15 protein-coding genes and 1 pseudogene are annotated in these 24016 nt (G+C 71.3%); 14 read left to right on the top strand and 2 right to left on the bottom strand.

All coding sequences use genetic code 11. The features are described 5' to 3' along the window. Positions 1 to 8 precede the first annotated feature (8 nt). On the top strand, positions 9 to 2627 hold the full coding sequence (locus ACIQD6_RS02850) for a glycosyl hydrolase family 65 protein (protein WP_401877321.1): 2619 nt from the start codon (positions 9 to 11) through the stop codon (positions 2625 to 2627). A gap of 105 nt (positions 2628 to 2732) precedes the next feature. On the opposite strand, the gene ACIQD6_RS02845 is transcribed toward ACIQD6_RS02850, so the two are convergent. Continuing rightward, positions 2733 to 3080 carry a hypothetical protein gene (locus ACIQD6_RS02845; RefSeq protein ID WP_401877319.1) on the bottom strand — a complete coding sequence of 116 codons (348 nt, stop codon included), beginning with the start codon at positions 3078 to 3080 and terminating at the stop codon, positions 2733 to 2735. 119 nt (positions 3081 to 3199) lie between these two features. Here ACIQD6_RS02845 and ACIQD6_RS02840 point away from each other — a divergent pair, with 119 nt between their 5' ends. The 3 genes and pseudogenes from ACIQD6_RS02840 to ACIQD6_RS02830 form a co-directional block, all read left to right on the top strand. Continuing rightward, complete coding sequence (locus ACIQD6_RS02840) at positions 3200 to 3781, top strand: Uma2 family endonuclease (protein ID WP_401877317.1); 582 nt, start codon at positions 3200 to 3202, stop codon at positions 3779 to 3781. Between the two features lie 103 nt (positions 3782 to 3884). Next, a complete protein-coding gene (locus ACIQD6_RS02835) occupies positions 3885 to 4190 on the top strand; it encodes a type II toxin-antitoxin system Phd/YefM family antitoxin (protein WP_401877315.1) in 306 nt (101 codons plus the stop codon). Next, positions 4144 to 4373 (top strand): annotated as a pseudogene (locus tag ACIQD6_RS02830) (type II toxin-antitoxin system RelE/ParE family toxin); the annotation flags it as partial. The gene ACIQD6_RS02835 and the pseudogene ACIQD6_RS02830, both read left to right, overlap by 47 nt. Positions 4374 to 4387: 14 nt before the next feature. Here ACIQD6_RS02830 and ACIQD6_RS02825 read toward each other — a convergent pair. Then, the gene (locus ACIQD6_RS02825) at positions 4388 to 5050 is read right to left on the bottom strand and encodes a TetR/AcrR family transcriptional regulator (RefSeq protein ID WP_401877313.1); all 663 of its coding nucleotides are present in this window, start codon (positions 5048 to 5050) and stop codon (positions 4388 to 4390) included. A 111-nt stretch (positions 5051 to 5161) separates the two neighbouring features. Here ACIQD6_RS02825 and ACIQD6_RS02820 point away from each other — a divergent pair, with 111 nt between their 5' ends. The 10 genes from ACIQD6_RS02820 to ACIQD6_RS02775 all read left to right on the top strand — a co-directional run bounded on the left by ACIQD6_RS02820 (position 5162) and on the right by ACIQD6_RS02775 (position 23936). Continuing rightward, positions 5162 to 6208, top strand: a complete 1047-nt coding sequence (locus ACIQD6_RS02820; protein ID WP_401877311.1) for a medium chain dehydrogenase/reductase family protein — start codon at positions 5162 to 5164, stop codon at positions 6206 to 6208. Between the two features lie 58 nt (positions 6209 to 6266). Then, positions 6267 to 6878, top strand: a complete 612-nt coding sequence (locus ACIQD6_RS02815) for an ABC transporter permease (protein ID WP_401877309.1) — start codon at positions 6267 to 6269, stop codon at positions 6876 to 6878. A gap of 235 nt (positions 6879 to 7113) precedes the next feature. Beyond that, positions 7114 to 7938 carry an IclR family transcriptional regulator gene (locus ACIQD6_RS02810; protein WP_401877308.1) on the top strand — a complete coding sequence of 275 codons (825 nt, stop codon included), beginning with the start codon at positions 7114 to 7116 and terminating at the stop codon, positions 7936 to 7938. 298 nt (positions 7939 to 8236) lie between these two features. Then, positions 8237 to 8731 carry a LuxR C-terminal-related transcriptional regulator gene (locus tag ACIQD6_RS02805; RefSeq protein ID WP_401877306.1) on the top strand — a complete coding sequence of 165 codons (495 nt, stop codon included), beginning with the start codon at positions 8237 to 8239 and terminating at the stop codon, positions 8729 to 8731. A gap of 309 nt (positions 8732 to 9040) precedes the next feature. Beyond that, on the top strand, positions 9041 to 10318 hold the full coding sequence (locus ACIQD6_RS02800) for a wax ester/triacylglycerol synthase domain-containing protein (protein WP_401877305.1): 1278 nt from the start codon (positions 9041 to 9043) through the stop codon (positions 10316 to 10318). Between the two features lie 101 nt (positions 10319 to 10419). Beyond that, complete coding sequence (locus ACIQD6_RS02795; protein ID WP_401877303.1) at positions 10420 to 11889, top strand: MFS transporter; 1470 nt, start codon at positions 10420 to 10422, stop codon at positions 11887 to 11889. Positions 11890 to 12047: 158 nt separating this feature from the next. Next, positions 12048 to 13397, top strand: coding sequence for an NAD(P)/FAD-dependent oxidoreductase (locus tag ACIQD6_RS02790; protein ID WP_401877301.1), 1350 nt, complete (start codon positions 12048 to 12050; stop codon positions 13395 to 13397). Positions 13398 to 13522: 125 nt separating this feature from the next. Further along, a complete protein-coding gene (locus ACIQD6_RS02785) occupies positions 13523 to 15052 on the top strand; it encodes an acyltransferase domain-containing protein (RefSeq protein WP_401877300.1) in 1530 nt (509 codons plus the stop codon). Between the two features lie 144 nt (positions 15053 to 15196). Continuing rightward, positions 15197 to 21472 (top strand): SDR family oxidoreductase, encoded by a 6276-nt coding sequence (locus ACIQD6_RS02780; protein ID WP_401877298.1) that lies wholly within the window; start codon positions 15197 to 15199, stop codon positions 21470 to 21472. A 19-nt stretch (positions 21473 to 21491) separates the two neighbouring features. After that, positions 21492 to 23936 carry a KR domain-containing protein gene (locus tag ACIQD6_RS02775; RefSeq protein WP_401877296.1) on the top strand — a complete coding sequence of 815 codons (2445 nt, stop codon included), beginning with the start codon at positions 21492 to 21494 and terminating at the stop codon, positions 23934 to 23936. Positions 23937 to 24016 lie beyond the last annotated feature (80 nt).

Genomic DNA, 24016 nt, shown 5'->3' with positions numbered 1-24016 from the left:
TGACTCCAGTGAGCCGAACCCGTACGCAACTCCTCGCCCCTCTCGTCGCGGGCGCGCTCGTCGCCACCGTGCCCCCGGTCTCGTACGCCGACGGCCCACCCGCCCGGTCCCTCTCGCCCACCTGTGAGCAGGAGGGCGAGAGGGGCGCCGAAGCCCCCGGCTGGTCGCCCATCGCCACCCGCATCGACCCCGCCGACAGCCACCACGCGTACACCGGAAACGGTTACCTGGGCGTCCGCGTCCCGCCCACCGGCGCCGGTTACGCCGAGAACGGCGCGCCGACCGGCTGGCCGCTGTACACCCCCCGCTACGACGGGGCCTTCGCGTCCGGCCTGTTCGCCCACGAGCCCGCCACCACCGCCGATCGCCAGGTGATCGCCGCCCTCCCCACCTGGACGACGCTGGACGTACGGGTGGGTGACGAGACGTTCGGGCCGCGCGGCCGGATCTCCGACTACCGCCAGAGCGTGCTGATGCGCTGCGGAGTGGTCGTCACGAGCCTGCGCTGGACCACGGCCGACGGCCGCGCGACCGACCTGACGTACGAGGTGCTCACCGACCGTTCCGACCCGCACACCGGCGCCGTACGGCTGCGCCTCACCCCGCGCTGGAGCGGCGAGGCGACGGTCACCGGCTCGCTCGACTGGCGCGGCGCGCGGCGCATCACCCGTACCGGGGCGAAGGGCGAGGTCACCACCTTCCGCGCGAACGGTACGGGCACGGCGGGCGCCATCGCCTCGGTCCTGCGCCCGTCCGCGCGGGAGCCGTTGAGGGTGCGGGCGGACCGTACGTACAGCTTCACGAAATACGTCGGCATCGACACCGCCCTCACCTCCCACGACCCCCGGGCCGCCGCCCTCGGCGCCTCCCGGCGCGCGGCCGATCGCGGCTGGGAGGCGCTTTTCGCCGCCAACTCGGCCGCCTGGTCACGCCTGTGGGCCGCCGACGTCGACGTGCCGGGGCGGCCGGATCTCCAACTGTGGCTGCGCTCGGCCCAGTACGGCCTGCTGACCGGCGTCCGCGAAGGCTCCGCCGACAGCCTCGCCCCGACCGGCCTGAGCAGCGACAACTACGCGGGCCTGATCTTCTGGGACGCCGAGACCTGGATGTACCCGGGATTGCTGGTCACCCGCCCCGAACTGGCGCGCTCGGTCGTCGAGTACCGCCACCGCACCCGCGCCGCCGCAGCCGCCAACGCCGAAAAGCTCGGCTTCCAGGGCCTGTTCCACCCGTGGACCAGCGGCGGCACGGGCGATCTCTGGACGGAATGCCAGAGCTGGAACCCACCGCACTGCGTCACCCAGAACCACCTCCAGAGCGATATCGCCCTCGCCACCTGGCAGTACTACCTGGCATCCGGCGACCTCCGCTGGCTGCGCGAGCGCGGCTGGCCGCTGCTGCGCGGGATCGCGGAGTTCTGGGCCTCCCGGGTCACCGCCAACGATGACGGCAGTTACTCGGTCAAGGAGGTGGCGGGCCCCGACGAGTACAGCAACGGCGTCACCGACGGGGTCTTCACCAACGCGGGCGCGGCCACCGCGCTGCGCGACGCCGTCCGCGCAGCCGCGCTCGTCGGGGAGCGGGCCCCCGCGCTCTGGACGCGGATCGCGGACCGCATCCGTATTCCGTACGACGCCGGGCGCCGCGTCTACCTCCAGTACGCGGGTTACGACGGCTCGCGGATCAAGCAGGCGGACACCGTCCTGCTGACGTACCCGCTGGAGTGGCCGATGCCCGCCGGTGCCGCTGCCGCGACCCTCGACTACTACGCCGCGCGCACCGACCCCGACGGCCCCGCGATGACGGACTCGGTGCACGCGATCGACGCCGCCGCCATCGGAGCGCCGGGCTGCGCGACGTACACGTACCTCCGGCGGTCGGTGCAGCCGTTCGTACGCGGGCCCTTCGCGCTCTTCTCCGAGGCCAGAGGCGCCAAGGCGGGGGCGGACGATCCCCTCTCCGGCTCACCCGCGCAGGACTTCCTCACGGGCAAGGGCGGCTTCCTGCAAGTCTTCACGCACGGGCTGACGGGGCTGCGGCTGCGCGAGGACGGGGTACGGCTCGACCCCACGCTGCCGCCGCAGTTGGCGGACGGGGTGAATCTGCGGGGGCTGCGCTGGCAGGGCCGTACGTACGACATCGCCATCGGCGCCCGCGAGACGACGGTCCGGCTGAGGTCCGGCGAACCGTTCACCGTGCACACCCCGGACGGCGACCGGAAGCTGCGTACGACACTCACCCTGCCCACCCGCCGTCCCGACCTCACCCCGACGGACAACGCGGCCCGCTGCCGCCCGGCGACCGCCACCTCGGAGGACCCGGGCCTGTACGCGCCGGCTGCCGTCGACGGCAGCCCGGCCACCGCCTGGGTCCCCTCGGACGCCACGGCCACGCTGACGGTGGACGTGGGCCGCGCCGGCCCGGTCGCATCCGTCACCCCTCACTGGACGGGCCCGGCCCCCGCCTCGTACGAGGTGGAGACGTCGGAGGACGGGACGGCCTGGCAGCCGCCGCGGCCGGGAACGGCGGCCCGCCATGTCCGGGTGACGGTGCACGCGCCGCCCGGGGAGACCCGTACGGGGATCAGCGAACTGACCGTGGAGAGGAGCCCGGCAGGGCAGCGCTGAGCCTCCCGGACCGGATCCGCCCGCCCGTATCGACCGGGCGTATCGACCGGGCGGACAGGCATCACGACGGATCGGCATCACAGGGAGCGGCTCACAACGAGCGATTCACAGCGGCCCGTCGCTCGTGAACGACGCCGTACGCAGATCCAGCCACTCCGCGCATCCCCAGGCCCCCAGCGCCAGCGCGCCAACGACCACAAGAACCGCCATCCCCTCGCGCACCCGCAACGCCCCGACGGCCAGCGCCCACGCCCCCAGGGCGAGCGCGGGCATCCCGAAGAGCATCAGCGGCAACTCGGCGTAGAGCAGGCTCAGATCCCGCTCCCCCTCAAAGGCGCCCCGCAGCCCCGGCGCGGCACCGGTCCCCCACACCAGGAACCCCACGAGAAACCCACCCACCACGGCCAAGGCCCCGCCCCACCCGCGCGTCACCGCCTTCTGGTCCTTTCCCATACCCCGGACGACGCGATCCGCCGAGATCCGGTTCCGGAAGCCCAACGCCCCCGGCCAGCGGAGGGCGGCCCTTGCGGCAAGGACCTCGTGGCCTGGTCCTACCTCGCTACCGTTGGCTCATGACCGCACTGCCCGACTGGATGCGCCCGCCGCGCGCGGAAGGCTGGTTCGCGGAGGACCTTGACCGCCTCCCCGAGGCACCCCGCCACACCGAGTTGATCGACGGAGCACTCGTCTTCAGGGTGTCCCCGCAGCGGTTGTGGCACAGCCGCCTTGTCACGATGCTCACCGTCGCCCTCATAGGGCAGGCACCCGCCGACGTACGAGTCGCGCGGGAAATGACCATCAAACTCGATCAACGCAACCGGCCCGAGCCGGATCTGCTGGTGACGACAGCCGACTTCGACGGAGACCGCACATGGTTCGCGCCGGATGAGGTACGACTCGCCATCGAGGTGGTCTCCCCCGAGTCCGCCCACCGGGACCGCACGGTGAAACTCCGCAAGTACGCCGAGGCCGGTATCCCGTACTACTGGCGTATCGAGGACGAGGACGGCGCACCCGTCGTCCATGCCTACGAACTCGATGAACCGACCGCCGCCTATGCACCCGTCGGGATCTTCAGGGACACACTGCGCCTTCGGGTGCCCTTCGAGATCAACCTCGATCTGCAGAAGCTGGCGCCGCAGCGACGAGACTGAGTCGGCAACACATCAGCACGGGAATCAGGCCGCAGCAAAGGACCAGAACCCGACCCATTCCACGACGTCGTGCATACATGGGACACCCGGTACGTTTGGGTGCATGACGCAGCGTTCGCCCATAGAGTCCGTCCGCGACGTGCGCGCACACTTGGCCGAGGTCGTGGAGCGGGCCGACCGGGACGACGTACCCACCGTGATCACGCGCCGAGGCAAGGAAGTCGCGGCCGTCGTGCCCATCGAGGTGCTTCGGAAGTACCAGGAGCGGGAAGAGCGCGAGATCAACCGGATCATCGACGAGCGCATGGCGAATCCGGTACCCGGCATCCCGATTGAGGACATCATGCGGGAGACGCTGGCACGTGCCGAGTGGGTACCGGACCGTCCTCCGGCCCGAAGCTCAGACTGAGCTACGCAAGATCCCCCGTGACATGGCGCTCCGCGTCCTGGCCAGGCTGACCGAGCCGGAAAGCGACCCACTCGGCTTCAACACCACCCACTCGCGTCCCGGCCCGAGCGCCGCCGCCTACGAGTGGGTGACTACCAAGTCGTCTACACGATCGACAACGGTGAGTTGGTGGTGTGGGTCGTGACCCGGGCCGGGGCTCAGGCGTCCGGGTCGTTCAGGTGGGCGAGTGCGGCGATGATGCGGTCGCCGATGTCCTCCGGCCAGGGGAAGACACGGGACACGGCACGCTGGTGTGCGAGTCCGTGCAGGCCCAGCCACAGCGCGACCGCGTCGCCGGACGGGTCGGTACTGGTGGACTGTCCGGCGGCGACGCAGTCGGCGAGGGTGTCGATCAGGATCCGCATGGTTTCGTCGCCGAGTGTGGCCAGATCCGCCTCGGTCAGGGAACTGTCACCCAGGTCCGGCATCCACAGGCCGCCGAACATCGTGCGGTAGCGCTCGGGATGGGTCCGGGCGAAATCCAGATAGGCGTTGGATACGGCGTAGAGCCGTTGCCGAGGGTCCGTCCCGGACTTCTCCGCCACGGAGTGCAGGCTGTTGCGCAACTCGGCGAACTCCCGTCGCACGACGGCCAGCATGATGGCCGGCTGGTCGGGGAAGTGCGGGTAGATCGACGGGGCGGCGATTCCGACCCGGCGGGCGACCGATCGCAGCGTGATGGCGCGTTCGTCGCCCGCTTCGTCGAGGAGTTCCACCGCGGCGGCGATGATGTCCTCGCGCAGGCGCCCGCCCTCGCCACGACGGTTGCGCGCGCGGGTCCGTTTCGGTGGGGGCGAGGCCGCCGTTCCGATGCTTTCCATGCTGTCACCTTACGCCGTGAAGTTTATCGCCGTATCCCTCTTGCAGAGCCACACCTTACGCTCGTAGTGTTACGACCGTAAGCAAACGAGCGAAGCCTTGAGGGGTATGCCATGGCCACCAGCACCGCCACCGTCCGCGCCACCGAGATCGTCCTGCCCGGCACGGTCGAGCCGGACGGTCTTGAGGTCCGGACCCGTGATCTTCCGGCGCCGGCCGCGGGCCAGGTCGTGCTGCGGATGGAAGCGACCGGGGTCGCGTTCGCCGAGCAGCAGATGCGCCGCGGCAAGTACTTCAACCAGCCCCCGTTTCCCTTCGTGCCCGGCTACGACGTGGTGGGTACGGTCACCGCCACCGGGCCCGGCGTGGACACCGGACTCACCGGACACCGGTTCGCCGCCGTCACCAAGACCGGCGCGTGGGCCAGCCACCTGCTGATCGACGCCGCGGAGCTGATGCCCGTACTCGACGGCGTGGACGCGGCCGCCGCGGAGACCGTGCTCGTCAACGGGATCACCGCCTGGCAGCTGCTGCACCGGATGGCGAAGGTCCGCTCGGGCGGGATCATCGTGGTGCTCGGCGCCAACGGCGGCGTCGGCTCCACCCTCGTACAACTGGCCCGGCACGCGGGCATCACGGTGATCGGCACGGCGTCGCCCCGCCACCACGCCACCGTGCGTGAACTGGGCGCGAGCCCGGTCGACTACCGCGACCCGGACATGTACGCCAGGATCCGGGAGCTCGCGCCGGACGGCGTGGACGCGGTCTTCGACCATGTCGGCGGCGCCGCGCTGGAGCAGTCGTGGCGGCTGCTGCGCCGCGGCGGAACGCTGGTCTCCTACGGCACCGCCGCGACGAAGGACCAGGAAGGCAGCTCGCAGCTGCCGATACTGAAACTGTTCGCGCGGCTGACGGCATGGAACTCCCTGCCCAACGGCAAGAGCGCGCACTTCTACAACTACTGGGCCGGGCAACGCCGCCGGGCGGTATGGCAGCGGCACTTGAGCGAGGACCTCACCCAGGTACTGCGACTGGTGGCCGACGGGTCCCTGGTCCCGCAGATCGCCGCGGAGATCCCGCTGGCCGACGCCGCCTCCGCGCTCGCGCTCGCCGAGTCCCGCACCGTCCTCGGCAAGGTCATCCTCGTCCCCGGAACGTGACGAAATGCCCCTCGCCGCCTACGCGTCCCCGTCCCGCCGCAACTCCGGAGGTTCCGCCATGTCCGCCACCGCCCCCACCGCGCCGTTCACCCCCGAGTCCGTGGCCGCCACGCGTCCCACCGGTGAGGTCGACAACCGTGCGGCCTACATCAGCTTCGGACTGGCCTACGTACTCGGCCACGGCGCCGCCGCGGTCTCCCAGGGCGCCACCCCCCTGCTCGACATGCCCGGCTGGCTGCCCCTGACGCTCCTCGGAATCGGGCTCGCGGCCGGCACCGTCAACGCGACCATCGCCGCCGGCCGCGCCCAGCGCGCCGCCACCAACCCCGACGACATCCTCTCCGGCAAACTGCTCGGCGCCGCCTGGGTCGTCGCCTTCGCCGCCCTGTTCCTCGCCATCACCGGCCTGACGTCCACGCTCGGCATGCCCGACCTTCAGTCCACGCTCTGGCCCACCGGTTCCGGCCTCATCGTCGGCCTGCTCTACCTCGCCGAAGGCGCCGCACGCCGCAACCTCCTGCACTACAGCCTCGGCGCCTGGCTCGCACTGACCTCCACCACGGCGCTCTTCCTCGACGACCCCGGCCTCTACTGGGTCCTCACCATCGCCGGCGGCGGCGCCTACGCCCTCGCCGCAATCCTCGAACGCCGCCGCCTCGCCACCAGTTGACGCCTCATCAGCCGCCTCCTCATCAGCTGACTTCCCATCAGCACTCCGCCGAGGAGCAGCCGGTGATCCACCCGGCACCCGCGTCCCCGACCTTCACGAGCACCCCATCCCCGGCCTATACCAGCCACATGGCCGGGATGGAATAGTAGGGTCGTAAAAGGTCCCTGGTGCCGTTGTCGGGCACGGGCCGTGGCGTCAGAAAGGGCGCTCAACAGGGGAACGGGGAACGGGGAACATGGCCAAGAACGGTAATCAAGGAGGAAGCGACCACGCCGTCCGGGTCTTCCGGGTCCAACGAGCTTTCACCGAGCTCGAAGGGCAGGTGCACGGTCCGGGTGAGCTGGCCGAGGCGACCGGGCTGGACGACTCGACGGTTCATCGCATTCTGCAGTCCGGCATTTACGACGGGATATTCGCACGCGAGGGGCGTGGCCTCTACCGGCTCGGCTCCGGTGCCGCGCGTCTCGGCCTGAAAGCCCTCACGCACGCGCCCAACACCGCTGAGGCGCATGGGGTGTTGGAGGAGATGCGCAAGGCGACCGACGGGGGCCTCGTGTTCCTCTTCGGGCTGGCCCCCTTCGGCGGCGCCAGGAAGCAGTGCCTGGACATGGCAGTCGGCGACTCGGACCTGGCGGAGCTCGGCATCAGCCGGCGTGCGCTCCTGACGGTCTTTCAGTCGTTGCGTACGGGTGCCTGCGGGCGGGCGATCCTCGCCCATCTGCCGGAGGTCATCCAGGAAGGTGTGCTGGCCGAGCCGCTTCCCGCGGACGCGGGCCCGGGGGCGTTCCGGGACGAAGAAGCCCTGCTGGCCTCCCTGAGGGCCGTACGCGAACAAGGGGTGGCCATCGACTCGGAGGAGTGCGCCGCCGACTGGAACGGCCTTGCTGTGCCTGTCGGCTGGGATGGGCTGATCATGGGTTCCGTGGCGGTACTCAAGCCCAAGGAGGCCATGCCCCAGTGGACCGCCGGCATTCTGGGGGCCATGAAGGGCGCGGCCAAGGCGTTCACCGAGGCGGGCGGCCTCGGCGCCTGGTCGTCGGAGACCGCCAGCTCGTTCTGAACCCGGGGGCCGGGGACCAGCTCGTTCTGGTCCCCGGCCCACGGATCACTCACACGGATCACTCACGATCGCTCACGCGACGATCAGCGCCTCAGAGCCCTTACCGTTCCGGAGCAAATAAAACCGCCCGGCGGAGCATATGGTGTGACCGGCGTTCACGAAATATTCGTTTCTCGGCACATGAGAAACCGCCGCCGTTTCTCATGTGCCGGGAGAGGCCTCGCCCGGCATTCTCGCCCTGCGGGAGAACTTTTCTATTTCTTGACAAACCCCGGTACCGGCCCCTAATACTCGAACGGTGAAGAGCCGGCGTTCCGACGATCCGGATTCACCATCAGGGGGAGTCGTCTTGATCTGCATCGCCGTTACCCGTTCGCACGCACCGGAAGAGGGTCCGGGAGCGGGGAAGAAGCAGGCGCACCGCGCGGCAGACGGTGCCGCGGAAGGTGGCGCCGGAGGACATGCCGCGGGTTGTGCCGCAGGCCGAGTGGCAGCCCGAGGCGTGGGCCCCGTCGGTGAAGGCGGTGACGAACCGCCCTCCTGGAAGTCGGAGTTGGAACGGGTCCCGCTGCTCTCCGCGCGCGAGGCGGAAGTATTCGAGCTTCTCGGCGAGGGCTGTTCCAACCGCAGTATCGCGCGCGGACTGAACATCACCGAACGCACGGTCAAGCTTCATGTGGCACAAGTGCTGAGTAAATTGCGCGTTGAATCCAGGTTGCAAGCGGGGCTTGTCGCCCACTCCTATCGCCACCTGTACCAAAGTGCGATTCCGCGCAGAATTAATGCCCGATAGTTTATGACGGGAAGGAAAGACCGAGGTCACGGACCCGGTTTCCCTCCAGAACTTTTCCGGAGACGCACCCTGCGAAATCCCCGGTTTCGGTGGACTCGCTGATCTCCCCCTTCGCGGTGACGGAGAAAGGAAAGGACACGCCCATGCCGGCCCAGCCCGCCGCGCTCACGGTGGACGCACGCCGGGGCGGCCGGGGCCCGTCCGTCCTGGACCGCCGGACAGGCCCGAGACCGTACCCGCGTGCCTTACCGACGCCGGTTTCCCCGACACGGACGCCGGCTTCCCGACACAATCGACTGGGAGCGGATAGTGACACATCCACTCAACCCGATCGACGAGGTCTTCCTCGCCATGGACCGGGAACCCACCCTGGTCCAAGGGCAGTTCCTGCGGTTCCGTGGAGAGGCGCCCTCGCTGGACAAGCTCCATGACCACCTGGCGGAGCGGCTGCCCGGCCTGCCGCGGCTGACCCACGGGACGGTGACCGGGAGGCGCGGCGGATTCCGTGCCCCCAGTCCCGGCTTCGACCTGCGCGACCACGTGGAGGAGATGAAGCTCCCGGCCGGCACCCCGCTGGACGAGGTGCTGACCGCCCTGGTGCGCCGGCCGCTGAGCGAGAGCGGCCCTCTGTGGTCGATCCACCTCGTCCACGGGTACGCGGACGGTGAGTACGCCGTTTGTTACCGCGTCCACCACGGTCTTGAGGACGGGATGGGCGCGGCCCACGTCGCCGCCGTCCTGTTCGGCGACACTCCGCAGCCGGGGCGGACACCCCGGGACGGGCGGCGCGCGGGACCGCTGTTCACCGCCGGGCCGGGCGAGTTGCTGCACGGCGCGCTCAGCGTGGGCGCCGGCATGGTGCGGGGGCTGGCGCCCGGCCGGATCTGGCCCAGTACGTACCCCGGCCCGGAGAACCTGGCCATGTGCAGTACGAGTGCCACCCGGCGTGAACTGAGCGAGCTAGGAAGGAAATTCGGCGGCACCGTCAACGACGCCTTCCTCATGGCTCTGTGGGGCGCGCTGTCCGCCTGGAGCACGGCGGGCGACGGCCGCCGCGACGCGCGCTCGGTGTTCCGCGCGTCGCCCGTACCGGTGCGGATGCCGCTGAGTACCCGGCAGGCCGGTGAGGAGGACGCCGTCGGCAACCACCTCGCGACGGCCGTCGTCACGCTGCCCGGACAGGAACTGCCGCCCGCCGAGGCGTTCGCGCAACTCGTCGGCAGCACCCAGCGGATGCGTTCCAACGGTCTGCGGCCGGCCAGCAGGGCACTGGTCGCCCTGCTCCCGGCGGCCCTGATCCGCTGGACGGTGAGGCGTCTGCTCAGCCCCCGCTCGTCCCCGCTGTACGCCTCCAACTACCTTCTGCCCGGCTCTCTTTCCTTCTGCGGCGACCCGGTGGTGGACGCGATACCGCTCGGTGTGCTGCTGCCGGGCAACGGCCTGTCGGTGACGCTGCTGTCCTGCGGCTCCCGGGTCCAGGTGAGTTTCCTGTACGACCGCAGACTGCCGGACGCCCAGCGGCTGGCCGCCCTGTGGCGTGAAGCCCTCGACGAGCTCAACGCGATGGACGCGCGGCCCGCGGCGTAACCGGCCGTATCGCGCGCCCTGTCCCACCGCCGGCCGCGGCCACCCCGGGGCCCGCTTCCTTCGGCGCACCCCCGCCACCCACCCCTTCGGAGGGCTTTTCTATGTCGAATCGGTCCAGTTCACGCGGTCATTCCGTGTGGACCCTGATCGTGACCGGACTCGCGGTCTTCATGGCAGCACTGGACAACCTCGTCGTCATCACCGCTCTGCCCGCCATCCAGGAGTCCCTCGGCACGAGCCTCCAGGACCTGGAATGGACGGTGAACGCCTACACCCTGTCCTTCGCCGTCTTCCTGATGGCCGGTGCGGCGGCCGGTGACCGATTCGGCCGCCGCCGGATGTTCGTGGTGGGGCTGGTCGTCTTCACGGCGGCGTCGGCGGCGTGCGCCCTCGCCGACACCTCCCAGCAGCTGATCATCGCCCGTGCCGTGCAGGGCTTCGGCGCCGCCATCGTCATGCCGCTGACGCTGACCCTGCTGACCGTCGCGGTGCCGCCCCGCCGGCGTGCCCTCGCGCTGGGCATCTGGGGTGCGCTGAGCGGACTGGCCGTCGCGCTCGGGCCGCTCATCGGCGGCGCCGTCGTCGAGAAGATCTCCTGGGAGTGGATCTTCTGGGTCAATGTGCCGATCGGTGTGGTGGTGCTGGCACTCAGCCTGTGGAAGCTCGCCGAGAGCAAGCACCCGGAGAGCGCCCTCGACACCGTGGGCACCGTCCTGTTGAGCCTCGGCATGTTCGGAGTGGTGTTCGCCCTCGTGCGGACCACCGAGCACGGCTGGACCAGCGGCCAGGTGCTGACCTACCTGATCGCCGGAGTCGTACTCATCGCGGCCTTCGTCCTCTGGGAGCTGCGCACCCGCGATCCGATGCTGCCGATGCGGCTGTTCCGCAACCGTTCGTTCAGCGCCGTCAACTCGGCCAGCCTGCTGATGTTCGCCGCCATGTTCGGGCTGGTGTTCCTGCTGACCCAGTTCATGCAGAACATCCAGGGCTTCTCGCCGCTCGAAGCGGGGGTGCGGATGCTGCCGTGGACCGCCATGCCGGTCGTGGTCGCCCCGCTCACCGCCCTGCTCAGCGCGCGGCTGGGCAACCGGCTGGTGGTCGCCGCGGGGCTGCTGTTCGAGGCCGTCGGCCTCGGCTGGCTCGCCCTGGTGACCGAGGTGGACATCGAGTACGCCGACCAGGTTCCCGGGCTGGTGCTCGGCGGCATCGGGCTCGGGCTGTTCTTCGCGCCCACGGCCGAGATGGCCATGAACATCGTCGCCCCCCGTGACCAGGGCATCGCCTCCGGAGCCAACAACACGTTCAGGGAGCTCGGTGGTGTGCTCGGCGTGGCCGTGCTGACGTCGGTGTTCACCTCCCAGGGCGGCTACAGCTCGCCGCAGAAGTTCGTGGACGGCCTGGTCCCGGCCACCTGGATCGGCGCCGCGATCGCCGCCCTCGGCTGCGTCGCCATCCTCACCGCACCGCGCAAGTCCAGGGAGCGGAACGGCGCGTGGAAGGAACAGGGAGAGGAGCGCCCGGACAGCGTGAAGACGGACCCGGCGGACCTGCTGGAACCCTCGCGGCGCTGACAGCCGCGCCGAGCCTCACGGCGGTGGTGACAGCCGCGCCCGAACACCGTCCAGGGGCCCGGCCCTGAAGGTACCGCTCCCCTCAGGGGTGGCCCTTGGCAAGGCCCCGACCGTACGCATTCGCCCGACAGTCGACCAGCCAGTGGCAGGGAGTCGAGATGTACGACGCAATAGTTGTCGGCGCACGGATCAGCGGCGCCGCCACGGCCATGCTGCTGTCCCGAGCCGGCCACAAGGTGCTGATGCTCGACCGGGCCGTGTTCCCGGGCGGCAAGGCGGCGGCGACCAACCTGGTCCACCCGCCGGGCATACTCCGGCTCAAACGCTGGGGCCTGCTCGACGAGTTGACGGCCACCGGCTGCCCGCCCATCACCGAGTACGGCCTGCGCAGCGGCCCGGTGGAGCTGATGGCCCGGCTGCCCGCCGTGGACGGAGTGGGCGAGGCGTACTCCCCGGAGCGCGCCAGGCTCGACGAAATCCTGCTGGACGCCGCGGTCAGGTCCGGGGCGGAACTCCGTACCGGCGTCTCGGTCCGGGAGCTGACCACCGACGACGCGGGCACGGTCACCGGTGTGCGCGGGGAGACGGCGGAACGCACCCCCGTCGTCGAACGCGCCCACGTCGTGGTCGGGGCCGACGGCTCCAACTCGACCGTGGCCAGGCTGGTGGACGCGCCGAAGTACGACGCGCACCCGGTCCTCAACAAGAGCCACTGGTCGTACTGGGAGGGGCTGCCGCACGACGGGCGGGTGCGCACCTACCGTCAAGCGGGCAAGCACGCGTTCACCTGGCCGACCCACGACGGGCTGACCATCGTGGGAGTGGCCCTGCCGGTGGCCGACTTCAAGGCGACGAGCGACGAGGACCGCGACCGTACGGTCATCTCCGCGTTCGACGAGGTGGATCCCGAGCGGGCCGAACTGCTGCGCACGACCAAGCGCGTCGACCGCTGGATGACCGGGTCCGTACCCAACTTCCTGCGCCGCTCGCACGGCCCCGGCTGGGCGCTGACCGGGGACGCCGGCTACACCCGGGACCCGATCACCGCCGCCGGGATCACCGACGGACTGCGCGGCGCTGAACTCCTCGCCGCCGCCGTCGAGTCGGGCCTCTCCGGCACCGAACCGCTGCGGGCCGCGCTCGCCCGCTACGCCCATGACCGCGACGACCTGGTCACCGGCCACTACCGCTACACCCGGGAGCACGCGACGATCGCGGACCACTCGCCCGCGGAGCTGGCGTTCATCCGGGCCATGAACCGCAGCCCCACGCACGGCCGCGCGATGGTCGGCATGTTCGCCACGATGGTCCACCCGGCGGAGTTCTACTCGCCGGCCAGCATCCACGCCCTGCTCGACCACCTGGAGCCGGGCAGCGGGCCGGGCTGGAAACTGCGGATGGTGCGCTGGCTGGCCCGCGGGGGCCCCCGGCACATCCCCGGAGCGGCCCGCACCGCCGACCGGCTGGTGGCCAAGAACCTCGGGCCCATGGGCCAGTACCTGGCCTGAGCCACGTCCTTCTCCCTGTTCCCGCCGCCCGCCGCCTGTTGTCTGTCGCCCGCCGCGCGCCCCCTACGGCCGCACGCGCATCCCGCGTATTCATCCGATCCGTACCACCAGCTTGGAGGCACACCATGACCGTCCACACGTCGACGGACCTGCGCACCACCTTCCTCTTCCCCGGCCAGGGCGGCTACGACGGCGATGCCCTGCGCATGGCCGTGCAGAAGTACCCGCAGGTCCAGCGGGTCTTCGAGCGTATCGACGCGGAGACCATGAGCCTGTTCTCGCGCCGAATATCCGACGTGCTCCTCGGAGCGCGCCCCACGGACCTGCGCGAACTCCTCGACGACGACGCCTGGGCCTCCCAGGTGGCCATCTACGCCGCCGGCCTGGCCGCGTACGAGATCCTGGACGCCCAGGGAGTACGTCCGGACGTGCTCGTCGGCCACAGCCTCGGCGAGATCACCGCACTGGTCGCCGCCGGCGCGTTCTCCGTCGAGGACGGGGTACGGATCGTCGCCCAGCGCGTGGCGGTCATCCAGCGGCAGAACGGTGTCGAGGGCCGCATGGTGGCGCTGTCCGCCGATGCCGACCGGTCCCGCCGGCTGCTGGACCTGCTGGACGACCCGATGCTGGCCGTCGCCACCGAGAACCACGACGAGCAGACCGTGGTGAGCGGCCCGGGCAAGACCCTCGACCGGGTGATCGCGATCGCCGGGCAACTGGGCATCGGCGCCATCGAGATCGACGCCCCCTTCCCCTTCCACACCCCGGCCCTCGCCCCCGCCGTACCCGAATTCGCCGCCTACGTAGGCAAGTTGGACCAGCACCCGCTCCAGCACCTGGTGTACTCGCCGATCCTCCAGCGGTACTACGAGCCCGACGACGCGTTGGCCGACCGTCTCGCCGAGCACTTCGTCACCCCGGTACGGTTCGCCGCCGCCATCCGGCACTTGCAGGCCGCCGGTGTCGACACGTTCGTGGAAGCGGGCGGGCGGGCCGCGCTGTCCAAGCTCGTCGTCCGGCTGACCAAGGGCTCGGACGTACGCGCCCTGCCCTCGCTCACGGTCGACGGCGACGGCGGCCTCGCGCTGGACGCCACCCTGCGGGTCCTGCGGGACGCCGGTCTGGCCGGGGTGACCGAGGCCCCGGGCCTCGCCGAACTGCTGGCCCCCACGGTGCCCGCCGACGTATTCGAGGCGTACTGGGCCGAGCACGGCGACGAGGTGCTCCGGCGCATCGCCGACGACCTGGACGGCTTCACCCCGGAGCCGGCGGGCACCGGCCGGCCGTCGGCGCAGGCACCCTCGCCCGCGCCCTCGCCCGGCACCGAGGCGACCGCTCCCGCCGCACCGGCTCCTTCCTCGCCGGCGCCGTCCGCCGAGGCACCGGACCGCGCGGAGATCCACACCGAACTGCGGACCCTGTACGCGGAGGCGCTGGAGTACCCGGAGGAGGTCTTCGAGGACGGCGTGCAGCTGGAGGCCGAGCTGGGGGTCGACTCGGTCAAGCAGGTCGAGCTGCTCTCCCGCGCCTCCAAGCGGTACGGCCTGCCCACCCGGGAGGCCGGCTTCCGGCTGGAGAACTACAACACCATGGACAAGATCGTCGACTTCGTGGTCACGGAGCTGTCCGGCCGGGAGGCCGTCGCGGCCGGCTGACGGCGCTGACGGCGCTCAGGGCCTGTCCGGCCCGGACGGCTTCCCGTTCCGCCGGCTTCCGCTCTCCCTCCCGGCTTCCCCTCCCTCTCCCTCCCTCTCCCTCGCTCTCCCTCGCTCTCTCGGCTCCAGAAGGGCACGTGTTCCATGAAAGACCTCACAGGCAAGGTGGCCCTGGTCACCGGCGGATCGAAAGGGATAGGCAAGGCCATCGCGCGTGAACTCGCCGCGCGCGGCGCCTCGATCGTCCTCAACTACTTCCACTCGCACGACCAGGCCAAGGAGACCCGCGACGAGCTGACCGCCGAGGGCCACCGGGTCGACCTGGTCCGTGGATCAGTGGCCCGGCAGGAACAGGTCGACCGGATCTTCGCGGAGACGGACCGGCTGCACGGCCGGCTCGACATCCTCGTCAACAGCGCCGCCGACGGCGCGCTGCTGCCGCCGGACGAGGTCACCGACGAGCACCTCGACAAGGCCGTCGAGGTCAACTACAAGGGCGGGCTGCGCTGCGCGCGCGCCGCCGCGCCGCTGATGGCCAGGGGCGGTGGCGGTTCGATCGTCACGGTCTCCGCCCTCGGCGGCTCCCAGATGGTGATGGCCAACTACCTGGCGTGCGCGCCGGCGAAGGCCGCGGCCGAGGCCGCCGCCCGGTACCTGGCCGTGGAGCTGGCGCCGCTCGGCATCCGGGTCAACACGGCGTCCGCCGCCATGCTGAGCAGCGAGGTGGCGGACAAGTTCCCCGACGCGGCCCGGATGCAGGACGTCATCGCGCGGGCCACTCCCTGGGGGCGGCTCGGCACACCGGAGGAGTTCGCCAACGTGGTGGCCTTCCTCGCCTCCGACGACGCTGCCTGGATCACCGGCCAGGTCATCCTGGCCGACGGCGGCCTCACGCTCGGCGCCGCCCTGCTCTCGCCTCCCGCGCCGGAACCAGCTGCCGTAACGGAACCGGCCTCGGTGGGGCGCGTCGAAGCCGTGGCCGAGGCGCCCGTGGCCGCAGCCGACGCACCCGCGGCGGCCGAAGCACCCGTGGCGGCGCAAGCACCCGTGGCACCCGTGGCACCCGTGGCGTCCGAAACACCCTCCACCGAGGCCGAGTTCGGGGACGACTCGATCGCCGTCGTCGGCATGGGCCTCGCCGTCGCCGGGGCGAACAGCCCGGAGGAGTTCTGGAAGCTCGGCATGACGGGGGACGAACTGTTCGTCCCGGTCCCCGAGGACCGCTGGCAGCACAAGAGCTTCCACTCGGCGGACACGGCCGCCGAGGACAAGGCGTACGCCGAGCACTGCGTGTTCATCACCGGCTTCCAGCCCGCCGACGGCGCCCTCGACGGCATGGAGGGGGACCCCGACGACCAGGAGTTCACCACCCAGTGGCTCCGCCACAGCCTGGTCCAGGCGCTCGACGGGGTACACCGCAGCGACACCGACAGTTGCTCCTTCGTCGTCGGTTACACCCCGGACGGCAGCCAGCACCTGGAGGAGGCCGGAGTCCTGGACAGCGCGACCAGGATGACGCACGACATCATCGACGACCTGGCGATGTCCGACGACGAGCGCGCCACGCTGCGCGCGGGCATCGACGAGTCGCTGACCCGCCGCTACCGGCGCGGCAGCCGCGACCCGTCCCGGTTCCTGCCGCACCGGGTCGGCGAGCTGGCCATGGAGGGCATCCTGCCGTCGTCCACCGAGCTCCACATGGTCGACACCGCGTGCTCCTCGTCGCTCTACGCCGTCGACATCGCGGCCAAGGGTCTGCTGATGGGCAAGCAGGACATCGCGGTGTGCGGCGGGGCCTTCGCCCTGGCGCCGCGCGGCACCGTGCTCTTCTCCAAGCTTCAGGGACTGTCCAAGAGCGGCAAGGTGCACGCCCTGGACGAGGCGGCCGACGGGGTGATCTTCGCCGACGGCGCCGCCCTGGTCGTACTCAAGCGGCTGAGCAAGGCCCAGGAGGACGGCGATCAAGTCCTCGGCGTGCTGCGGGCGTTCGGTTCCTCCTCGGACGGCAAGGGCAAGGCGATCTACGCGCCGAACTCGGCCGGCCAGGGCCTCGCTGTACGGCGCGCGCTGGAGAACGGCGACGTGAACGGCGACGACGTGGACTGGATCAACGCGCACGCGACCGGCACCCCCGCCGGTGACCTCGCGGAGTTCTCCACTCTGCGGGAGCACTTCGGCACGGCCCGGCCGACCTCGGTCACCTCCAACAAGTCCCTGATCGGGCACACCGGCTGGGCAGCCGGGGTCGTCTCGCTCATCGAGAACCTGAAGGGGCTCGAAAAGCGGACCATTCCCGGCCAGTACCGCTTCACCAACCCCCGCGAGGACTTCCGCCTCGCCGACACCCAGCTGGACATCCCGTCCGAGGCGGCGCGGTGGTCCGGGCGCGGTGACCGGCCCCGGCACGCCGCCGTGTCCGGGTTCGGCTTCGGCGGGACCAACGCGCACCTGATCGTCGCCGAGAACCGGCCGCACGTGGCGGCGCCCGCCGAAGCGGCCCACACCGGCACCGCCCCCACCGGCACCACACTCGCCGATACGGCTCACACCAGGACAGCCCCCACCGGGACAGCCCCCTCCGGGACGATCCCGGCCACCAAGAAGCCGGACACCGACAGCCGGGTGGCCATCGTCGGATGGTCGTCGCACCTGCCCGGCCTGGCGGACCGCGACGAGGTGTCGGACTGGCTGGCCGGCGGGAAGTCGCCGCTGGACACCTTCGGCGCCGCGTACCCGTCGCCGCCGTTCAAGGAGGTCCGGCTGCCTCCCAAGACCATCAGGGCCCTGGACCGGTGCCAGCTGATGATCCTTCAGTGCGCCCACCGGCTCCGCGACCAGATGCCCGAGTTCTGGGGCAGGCAGGCCGACAAGACCGGCGTCTTCGTCGGCCACATGGGCCCGACCCGGGCCGCCATGCTCTACGCGAACCGCTGCTACCTCGACGACATCGGGCAGGCCCTCGCCGACTCACCGCTTGCCGGGTCCCCGGCCGCCGCCCAGGTGCTGGAACGGCTGCGCGAGCAGGTCCGGGCGATGATCCCGGAGTCCGACGAGGACGCTTTCCCCGGCCAGATGCCCAACATCATCTCCGCCCGGGTGGCGAACTACTTCGACCTGCACGGCCCGAACATGACGATGGACTCCGGCTTCGCCTCCGCCCTGTCGTCGATCACCTCGGCCGGCCGCTACCTGCGTACCGGCGAGCTGGACTTCGCGCTGGCCGGCGGCATCAACGGCAACAGCCTCCCGGAGTACCGTTCCCTCATCGGCGACCTGCTCCCGGAGCGGGAGCTGGAACTCGCCGAGGGCGCCTTCCTGTTCGCCCTCGCCACCGAGGAGCGGGCGAAGCGCGAGGGCCTGCCGATCCTGGCGTACGTCGACGAGCCGCTCGGCGCCGCCGCGCAGGCCGGCGCCGTACCCGAGCAGGTTTCCGTACGGTGCGCGGAGCCCGAGCACGCCCGTTATCTGGGCGCCGCGGGGGGACTTGCCGTACTGAAGGCCCTGCACGGGCCCGCCGGCACGGTGGAGGTCTCCTGCGACCAGACCGGCGGCGCACCGGGCGCCCGGCTCCGGCTGACCGTGCCCGGCCCCGCCGGGCCCACCCCGGAGCGGGGCGGGTCACGCGGCGCCGACGTCACCGGCACCCTGCCGGAGCGCTTCGTGTCGGCCACGCACACCGGGGAGGGCGTCCCGCTGCGGGTGCGCCGCCAGATCCCGGTGCTTGAAGCGACCCCGCCCCGGCGGGTGCGGGAGCCGATTCCGTTCCTGCCGGACGGCGCCCTCGTCGTCACCGACGCCCCCGGCGCGCTGGCCGAGGCGGCAGGCCCCGACGCGGCGCTCACCGTACTGTCCACCACCCCGCTCGCGGCGCCCCGCCCCGGCTGGCACCACCTGCCCGAGGTCACCCCCGACGCCGTCGGCAAGGTCCTGGCGGGCTCCGGGCGACCGGTCACGCACCTGCGTGTGCTGGCCGACCTGGGGCGTTCGGCACCCGCCGGGCAGTCGCTCACCGAGGGTTCCTCGCCTCTCCTCGCCCTGCACGACGCGGCCTACCTGGCTGTCCAGCACGCGTACGACGGCCTGTCCACCGCCGAGTCCACCCTCGTCATGCTGTTCCTCGACGCGGTGCCCGGCGGCTCCCCCCACCCCTTCTCCGGGCTGTTCACCGGTCTGCTCAAGACCGCCGGCCGGGAACTCACCGACAGCACCAGCTTCGCGCTGCTCACCTCGGCCACCGAAGTGGGCGACGCGGTGCGGCTGGTGGAGGAGGAGAGCCGGGCGTACCGGGACTTCCCCGTCGTCGTGGACGCCGACGGGGTGCGCCGCACCCACCGGCTGAACGACGAGCCGATCGACCTGGAAGCCTCCGCCCCGGCAGTCCTGGACCGGGACTCCGTGATCGTCGTCGCCGGGGGCGCCCGGGGCATCACCGCCGAGGTACTCAAGGCGGTCGCCGCCGAATTCGGCTCCCGTATCCACGTGTTCGGCAGCAACGACCTGGACAGCTACCCGCCGTCGGTCTTCGCCGGCAGCGACGAGGAGTTCGCGGCGGGCCGGGCGGCCCACATCTCCGCCGAACTCGCCAAGGCCAAGGGCAAGAGCAAGGGCACAGCCAAGGGAAAGGGCAAGGCGAAAGGCAAGGACACGGGCACGGGCAAGCGCCCTTCGGTGGCGGACCTCAACAAGTCCTTCGACCGGATGCTCAACGCCCGCGACGCCCGGCACAACCTCGACGCGATGACGGAGCACAGCGGCGCCGGTCGGGTCACGTACGTGCGGTGCGACATGCGCGACGGCGCCCAGGTGGAGAAGGCCATCGGTGAGGTGCTCCGGGAACACGGGCGGATCGACCTGCTGGTCAACGCCGCCGGACTGCAGCGCTCGGCACTCATCAAGGACAAGGACTTCGCGGAGTTCACCTCCATCCGTGACCTGAAGGTCGAGTCGTACCTCAACCTCAAGTACGCGCTGCGCGACGCCCCGCCCCTCATGTGGTGCAACTTCGGTTCGCTGCTCGGGTACTTCGGGCAGCTCGGCGAGTCCGACTACGCCTCGGCCAACGACTTCCTGGGCAGCGCGGCCACGTATGCGGCGGCCACCTCGGAACTCGACGAGTTCACCATCGGGTGGACGCTGTGGGCCGGTGTCGGCATGGGCGCCAACGAGCTGACGAAGGCGTACTACGAACGGGCCGGCTCCTACAGCAGCATGGCCGTCCCCGAAGGCGTGCACCACTTCGTACAGGAGCTGCACGCGCCCGTCCGGCGGCCTTCCCTCGTGCACCTGGGGGACGCCGAACGCGCCACCGTCGAGGAGTTCTACCCCGGCTACCTCACGGGCGGACCGGCCGACGGTGACGGTACGGATGCTGTCGCGCCGCAGCCGCAGGCACCCGGTTTCTTCCTGCGCCGTGTCGTCGAGTCGACGGCGACGTCCGCCGTGTTCGAGTGCCGCTTCGACCTGGACACCGACGGCTACCTGGAACACCACACCGTGCGCGGCGAGCCGACCCTGCCGGGGACGTTCGTCACCGAAATGGCCGCGGAGGCCGCCCGGTACCTGGCGCCCGATCAGCATGTCGTCGCCTTCGAGGACCTGCGGTTCGAGCACTTCCTGCGCGTCTACCGCGACCTGCCGACCGCCCCGAAGCGGCTGCACGCGCGGATCGCCGCATCGTCCGGCGGCACGACCGCCGTCGAGGTGCGGGTCACCGAGAACGTGGTGTCACCGGCCGGCGTCGTACTCGTCAGGGACCGGGTGCACTTCACGGCCCGGGTCCTGCTCGCCGACACCTTTCCCGCCGCGCCGCGGTGGGAGGCGTGGGACACCGCGGACGACACCCCGGTACCCGACCCCTACCACCAGTCCGGCTCACCGGTGCGGCTGACCGGGCCGTTCGCGTCCACCACCGACACCCGCGTCCACCCCAACGGCAAGCGGGGCCGCTACGCCCTGTCGCTCCCCGCCGACGACCCGACATGGCAGAGGTTCACCGTCCCGAGCATCCTGCTGGACGGCCTGGCCAGGGTCGGCGTACTGGACCTCGTCGACGGTCATCTGATCCCCGTCGCCGCGCCGCTGTCGATCCGCCGCATCGACCTGTACGAGGAGACGAACGACCTGACCCTGTCCGGGTCCGGGGGCGGGGAGTCCGAGGCCGACGGGTCCGCGTCCGGGTCCGGGTCCGGGGCCGGCGAGGACATCGAGCTGTACGCCACCCCGCCCGGCTTCGACCTGGCCGCCGACCGTGTCGACAACCGGTTCGTCGCCACCCGGCCCGACGGCCGGATGCTCCTGCAGATGAAGGACATGCAGGCGACGCTGATCGGCTATGTCGACGCCCGGACCGGCGAAGCCGTCGCGGCCGACCGAGAGACCGTCGCGACCGACCGGGAAACCGTCGCGGCCACCCGTGACTGACGAGGAAGGAGAACGCGGCATGACGTCCGTACAGGAAAAGCCGCCGGGACCGGTGTCCACAGGCGCCGGCGGAGATGCCCCGGTGCAGCCGGTGAGCCGGATGGAATGGCAGCTCACCGCCCTGCCTGCGCCCCCCGCCGACCCCGCGCGCCTCGTGGGGATGCGGGTCCTCCTCCTCGGCGGCGACCAGGAGACCGCCGCGGCCGTGGCGCGTGAACTGACCGGGCACGGAGCCTTGGTACGCCGCCACCCGGCGGCCCCCGGGCCCGGGAACGACGGCGCCGTGGACGCGATCGTCGACCTCACCGTGGGCGGCCCGGCGCCCGGCACCAGCGTGTCCGGCGCCACCGTGTCCGGCGCCGGTGACCGGGATGAAGTCTGGCGCGAGCCGCTGCTGGAAACGGTCGCCGCGCTGCGCGAGCACTACGCCGACTGGTCCGCCGAGACGTCCGCGCGACGCCTGTACTACCTGGCCGTGACGTATCTCGGCGGCGGCATGGGGCACCACCCGAAGGACGACCTGGCACAGCCGCTCGGCGGCATCTGGGCGGGGCTGGCGAAGACGCTGCACCGCGAGCTGCCGAACTGCAACGCACGCGTCGTCGACACGAGCCTGACCGCCGCCGGCGACCTGCCGGGCATCGTCGCCGCCGAACTGGGCAGGCCCGGCGAGCTGGAGGTCGGTCACCGCGACGGGCAGCGGCTGACCCTCACCCCGGTCTCCCGGCCCGCCGGGGAACCGGCCGTCACGCTCGGCCCCGACGACTGTGTACTGATCTCGGGCGGCGGCCGGGGCATCGGCTGGGAGCTGGCCCGCTCCCTCGCCGCCGCCTACGGCCTGCGGGTCGTGGTGACGGGCCGGGAGGACTTCCCCACCGGCGACGAACCGTGGTTCGGCGTCGGGGCGAGCGAACTCAAGGCGTACGAGCAGCAGTTGTGGTCCCGGCTGCGGCAGGGGGCCACCGTCGCCGAGATCCGGCGGGACATCGCCCGCGTCCGCCGCCGGTGGGAACTCGCCACCAACATCACCCAGGCCAGGTCCCGCGGGCTGCGCGTCGACTACGCCCGGTGCGACTTCACCGATCTGGAGCAGGTGCGCTCCCTGCTGGCGCGTGAGGGCGCCGCACTGACCGGGGTCGTGCACAACGCGGGCGTGGACACCGCGGCGAGGCTGCCCAAGAAGACCGACGAGGAGATCCTGCGGACCGTCCGTACCAAGATCGGGGGCTTCCTCAACCTCTTCGGCGAACTGCGGGAGCACCGGCTCAAGTTCTTCTGCGGCGTCGGCTCCCTCACCGGCCGGCTCGGCGGGATGGTCGGCCAGCTCGAATACGCCGCGGCCAACGAGGGACTGGCCCGGCTCGGCCGGTGGGCGGGCCGCCGTGCGGACTTCCCCGTGATGACGCTGGCCTGGCCGACCTGGGACCGTATCGGCCTCATCTCCAACTTCTCGGCGACGCTGCGCTACATGGCGGCCGTCGATGTCACCGACGGCCTCGCCAAGTGGCAGGCCGAGCTGCGCGCCGGCTCCGAGGGGGAGGTCACCTTCGTGGGGCCGCTGGGCAGGGCGATGAGCCCCGGCCAGGCCACCGACTACCCCGTCGTACCCGACCTGCCCGGGTTCACCGGCACCTACCCGCGGATCTTCCACCTCGGGGAGGTGACCACGTACCAGCCGCACGTCCGCATGGTGTCGCGGGTGACGTTCGACCGTGAACGGGCGCCGGTCCTGGGCGACTTCCTGCTGGACGGCGCCGCGGCCGTTCCCGTGAGCATGCTGCTGGAGAGCGCGGTGCGCGGCGCGGAGTGGATCGTTCCCGAGGACTTCCCGGCGCTGCGGGCCGGCTGCCTGGAGGAGGTCGTCGTACCGCTGGACCTGCTGCGGCTCGACGCCGGCTCGACCGTGTGGGAGCGGGAGGTGCGCGGTGCCCACGAGGGGGACACGTGGGTGGTCGACGTGCGGTTCCGGCGGGTGTCGGACGGTGGGGACGGGCCGGAGGCCGGCCTGCGGGTCGTCCACGAGCCGGGCGGTGCTCGCTCTCCCGCCCTGCCCCGGCCCGATGTGAAGCGGACGACCACCTGGCGGTCCGGACGGCCACTGCTGAGCTGGCGCTCGTCGGTGGTGCCCGCCGCCGCCTGGTCCGAGGGCCCGGACGGCCGCCGGTCGGCCGTGGTGCGGCCGTGCGTCCCCAACGACCTGTGGGCGACGCTCCACGCACCGCGCACCGCGCTTCCCGTCTCCGCACTGGAGAACGTGGTCCGGGCGTGCGCCAGGCAGAGCGAAGGAATTTCGGTCGCTGACGACCCGCTGGTCATCGGCCGTATCGCACTCCATTCCGAGGAGCACGGAAATTCCCTCATCGAGGGGGATCCGGCCCTCGGGGTATGGAAAGTGAAGAATGCCGAAACGGAGGCTCCCGTCATGACCGTCACGGGCCTCCGTGGGCCGACCGGAAACGGTTGACCGCCACCCTTTCAAATGACACGGTTCAATTGTCGCGGCTTGAACGTTACGGCTTGCATGGCCGAGTCAATTACTCCACT

Source organism: Streptomyces sp. NPDC088400 (assembly GCF_044753355.1).
Classification (GTDB): domain Bacteria; phylum Actinomycetota; class Actinomycetes; order Streptomycetales; family Streptomycetaceae; genus Streptomyces.
Note: the sequence above shows the minus strand (reverse complement) of the source record. Positions and strands in the feature narration are given on the sequence as shown.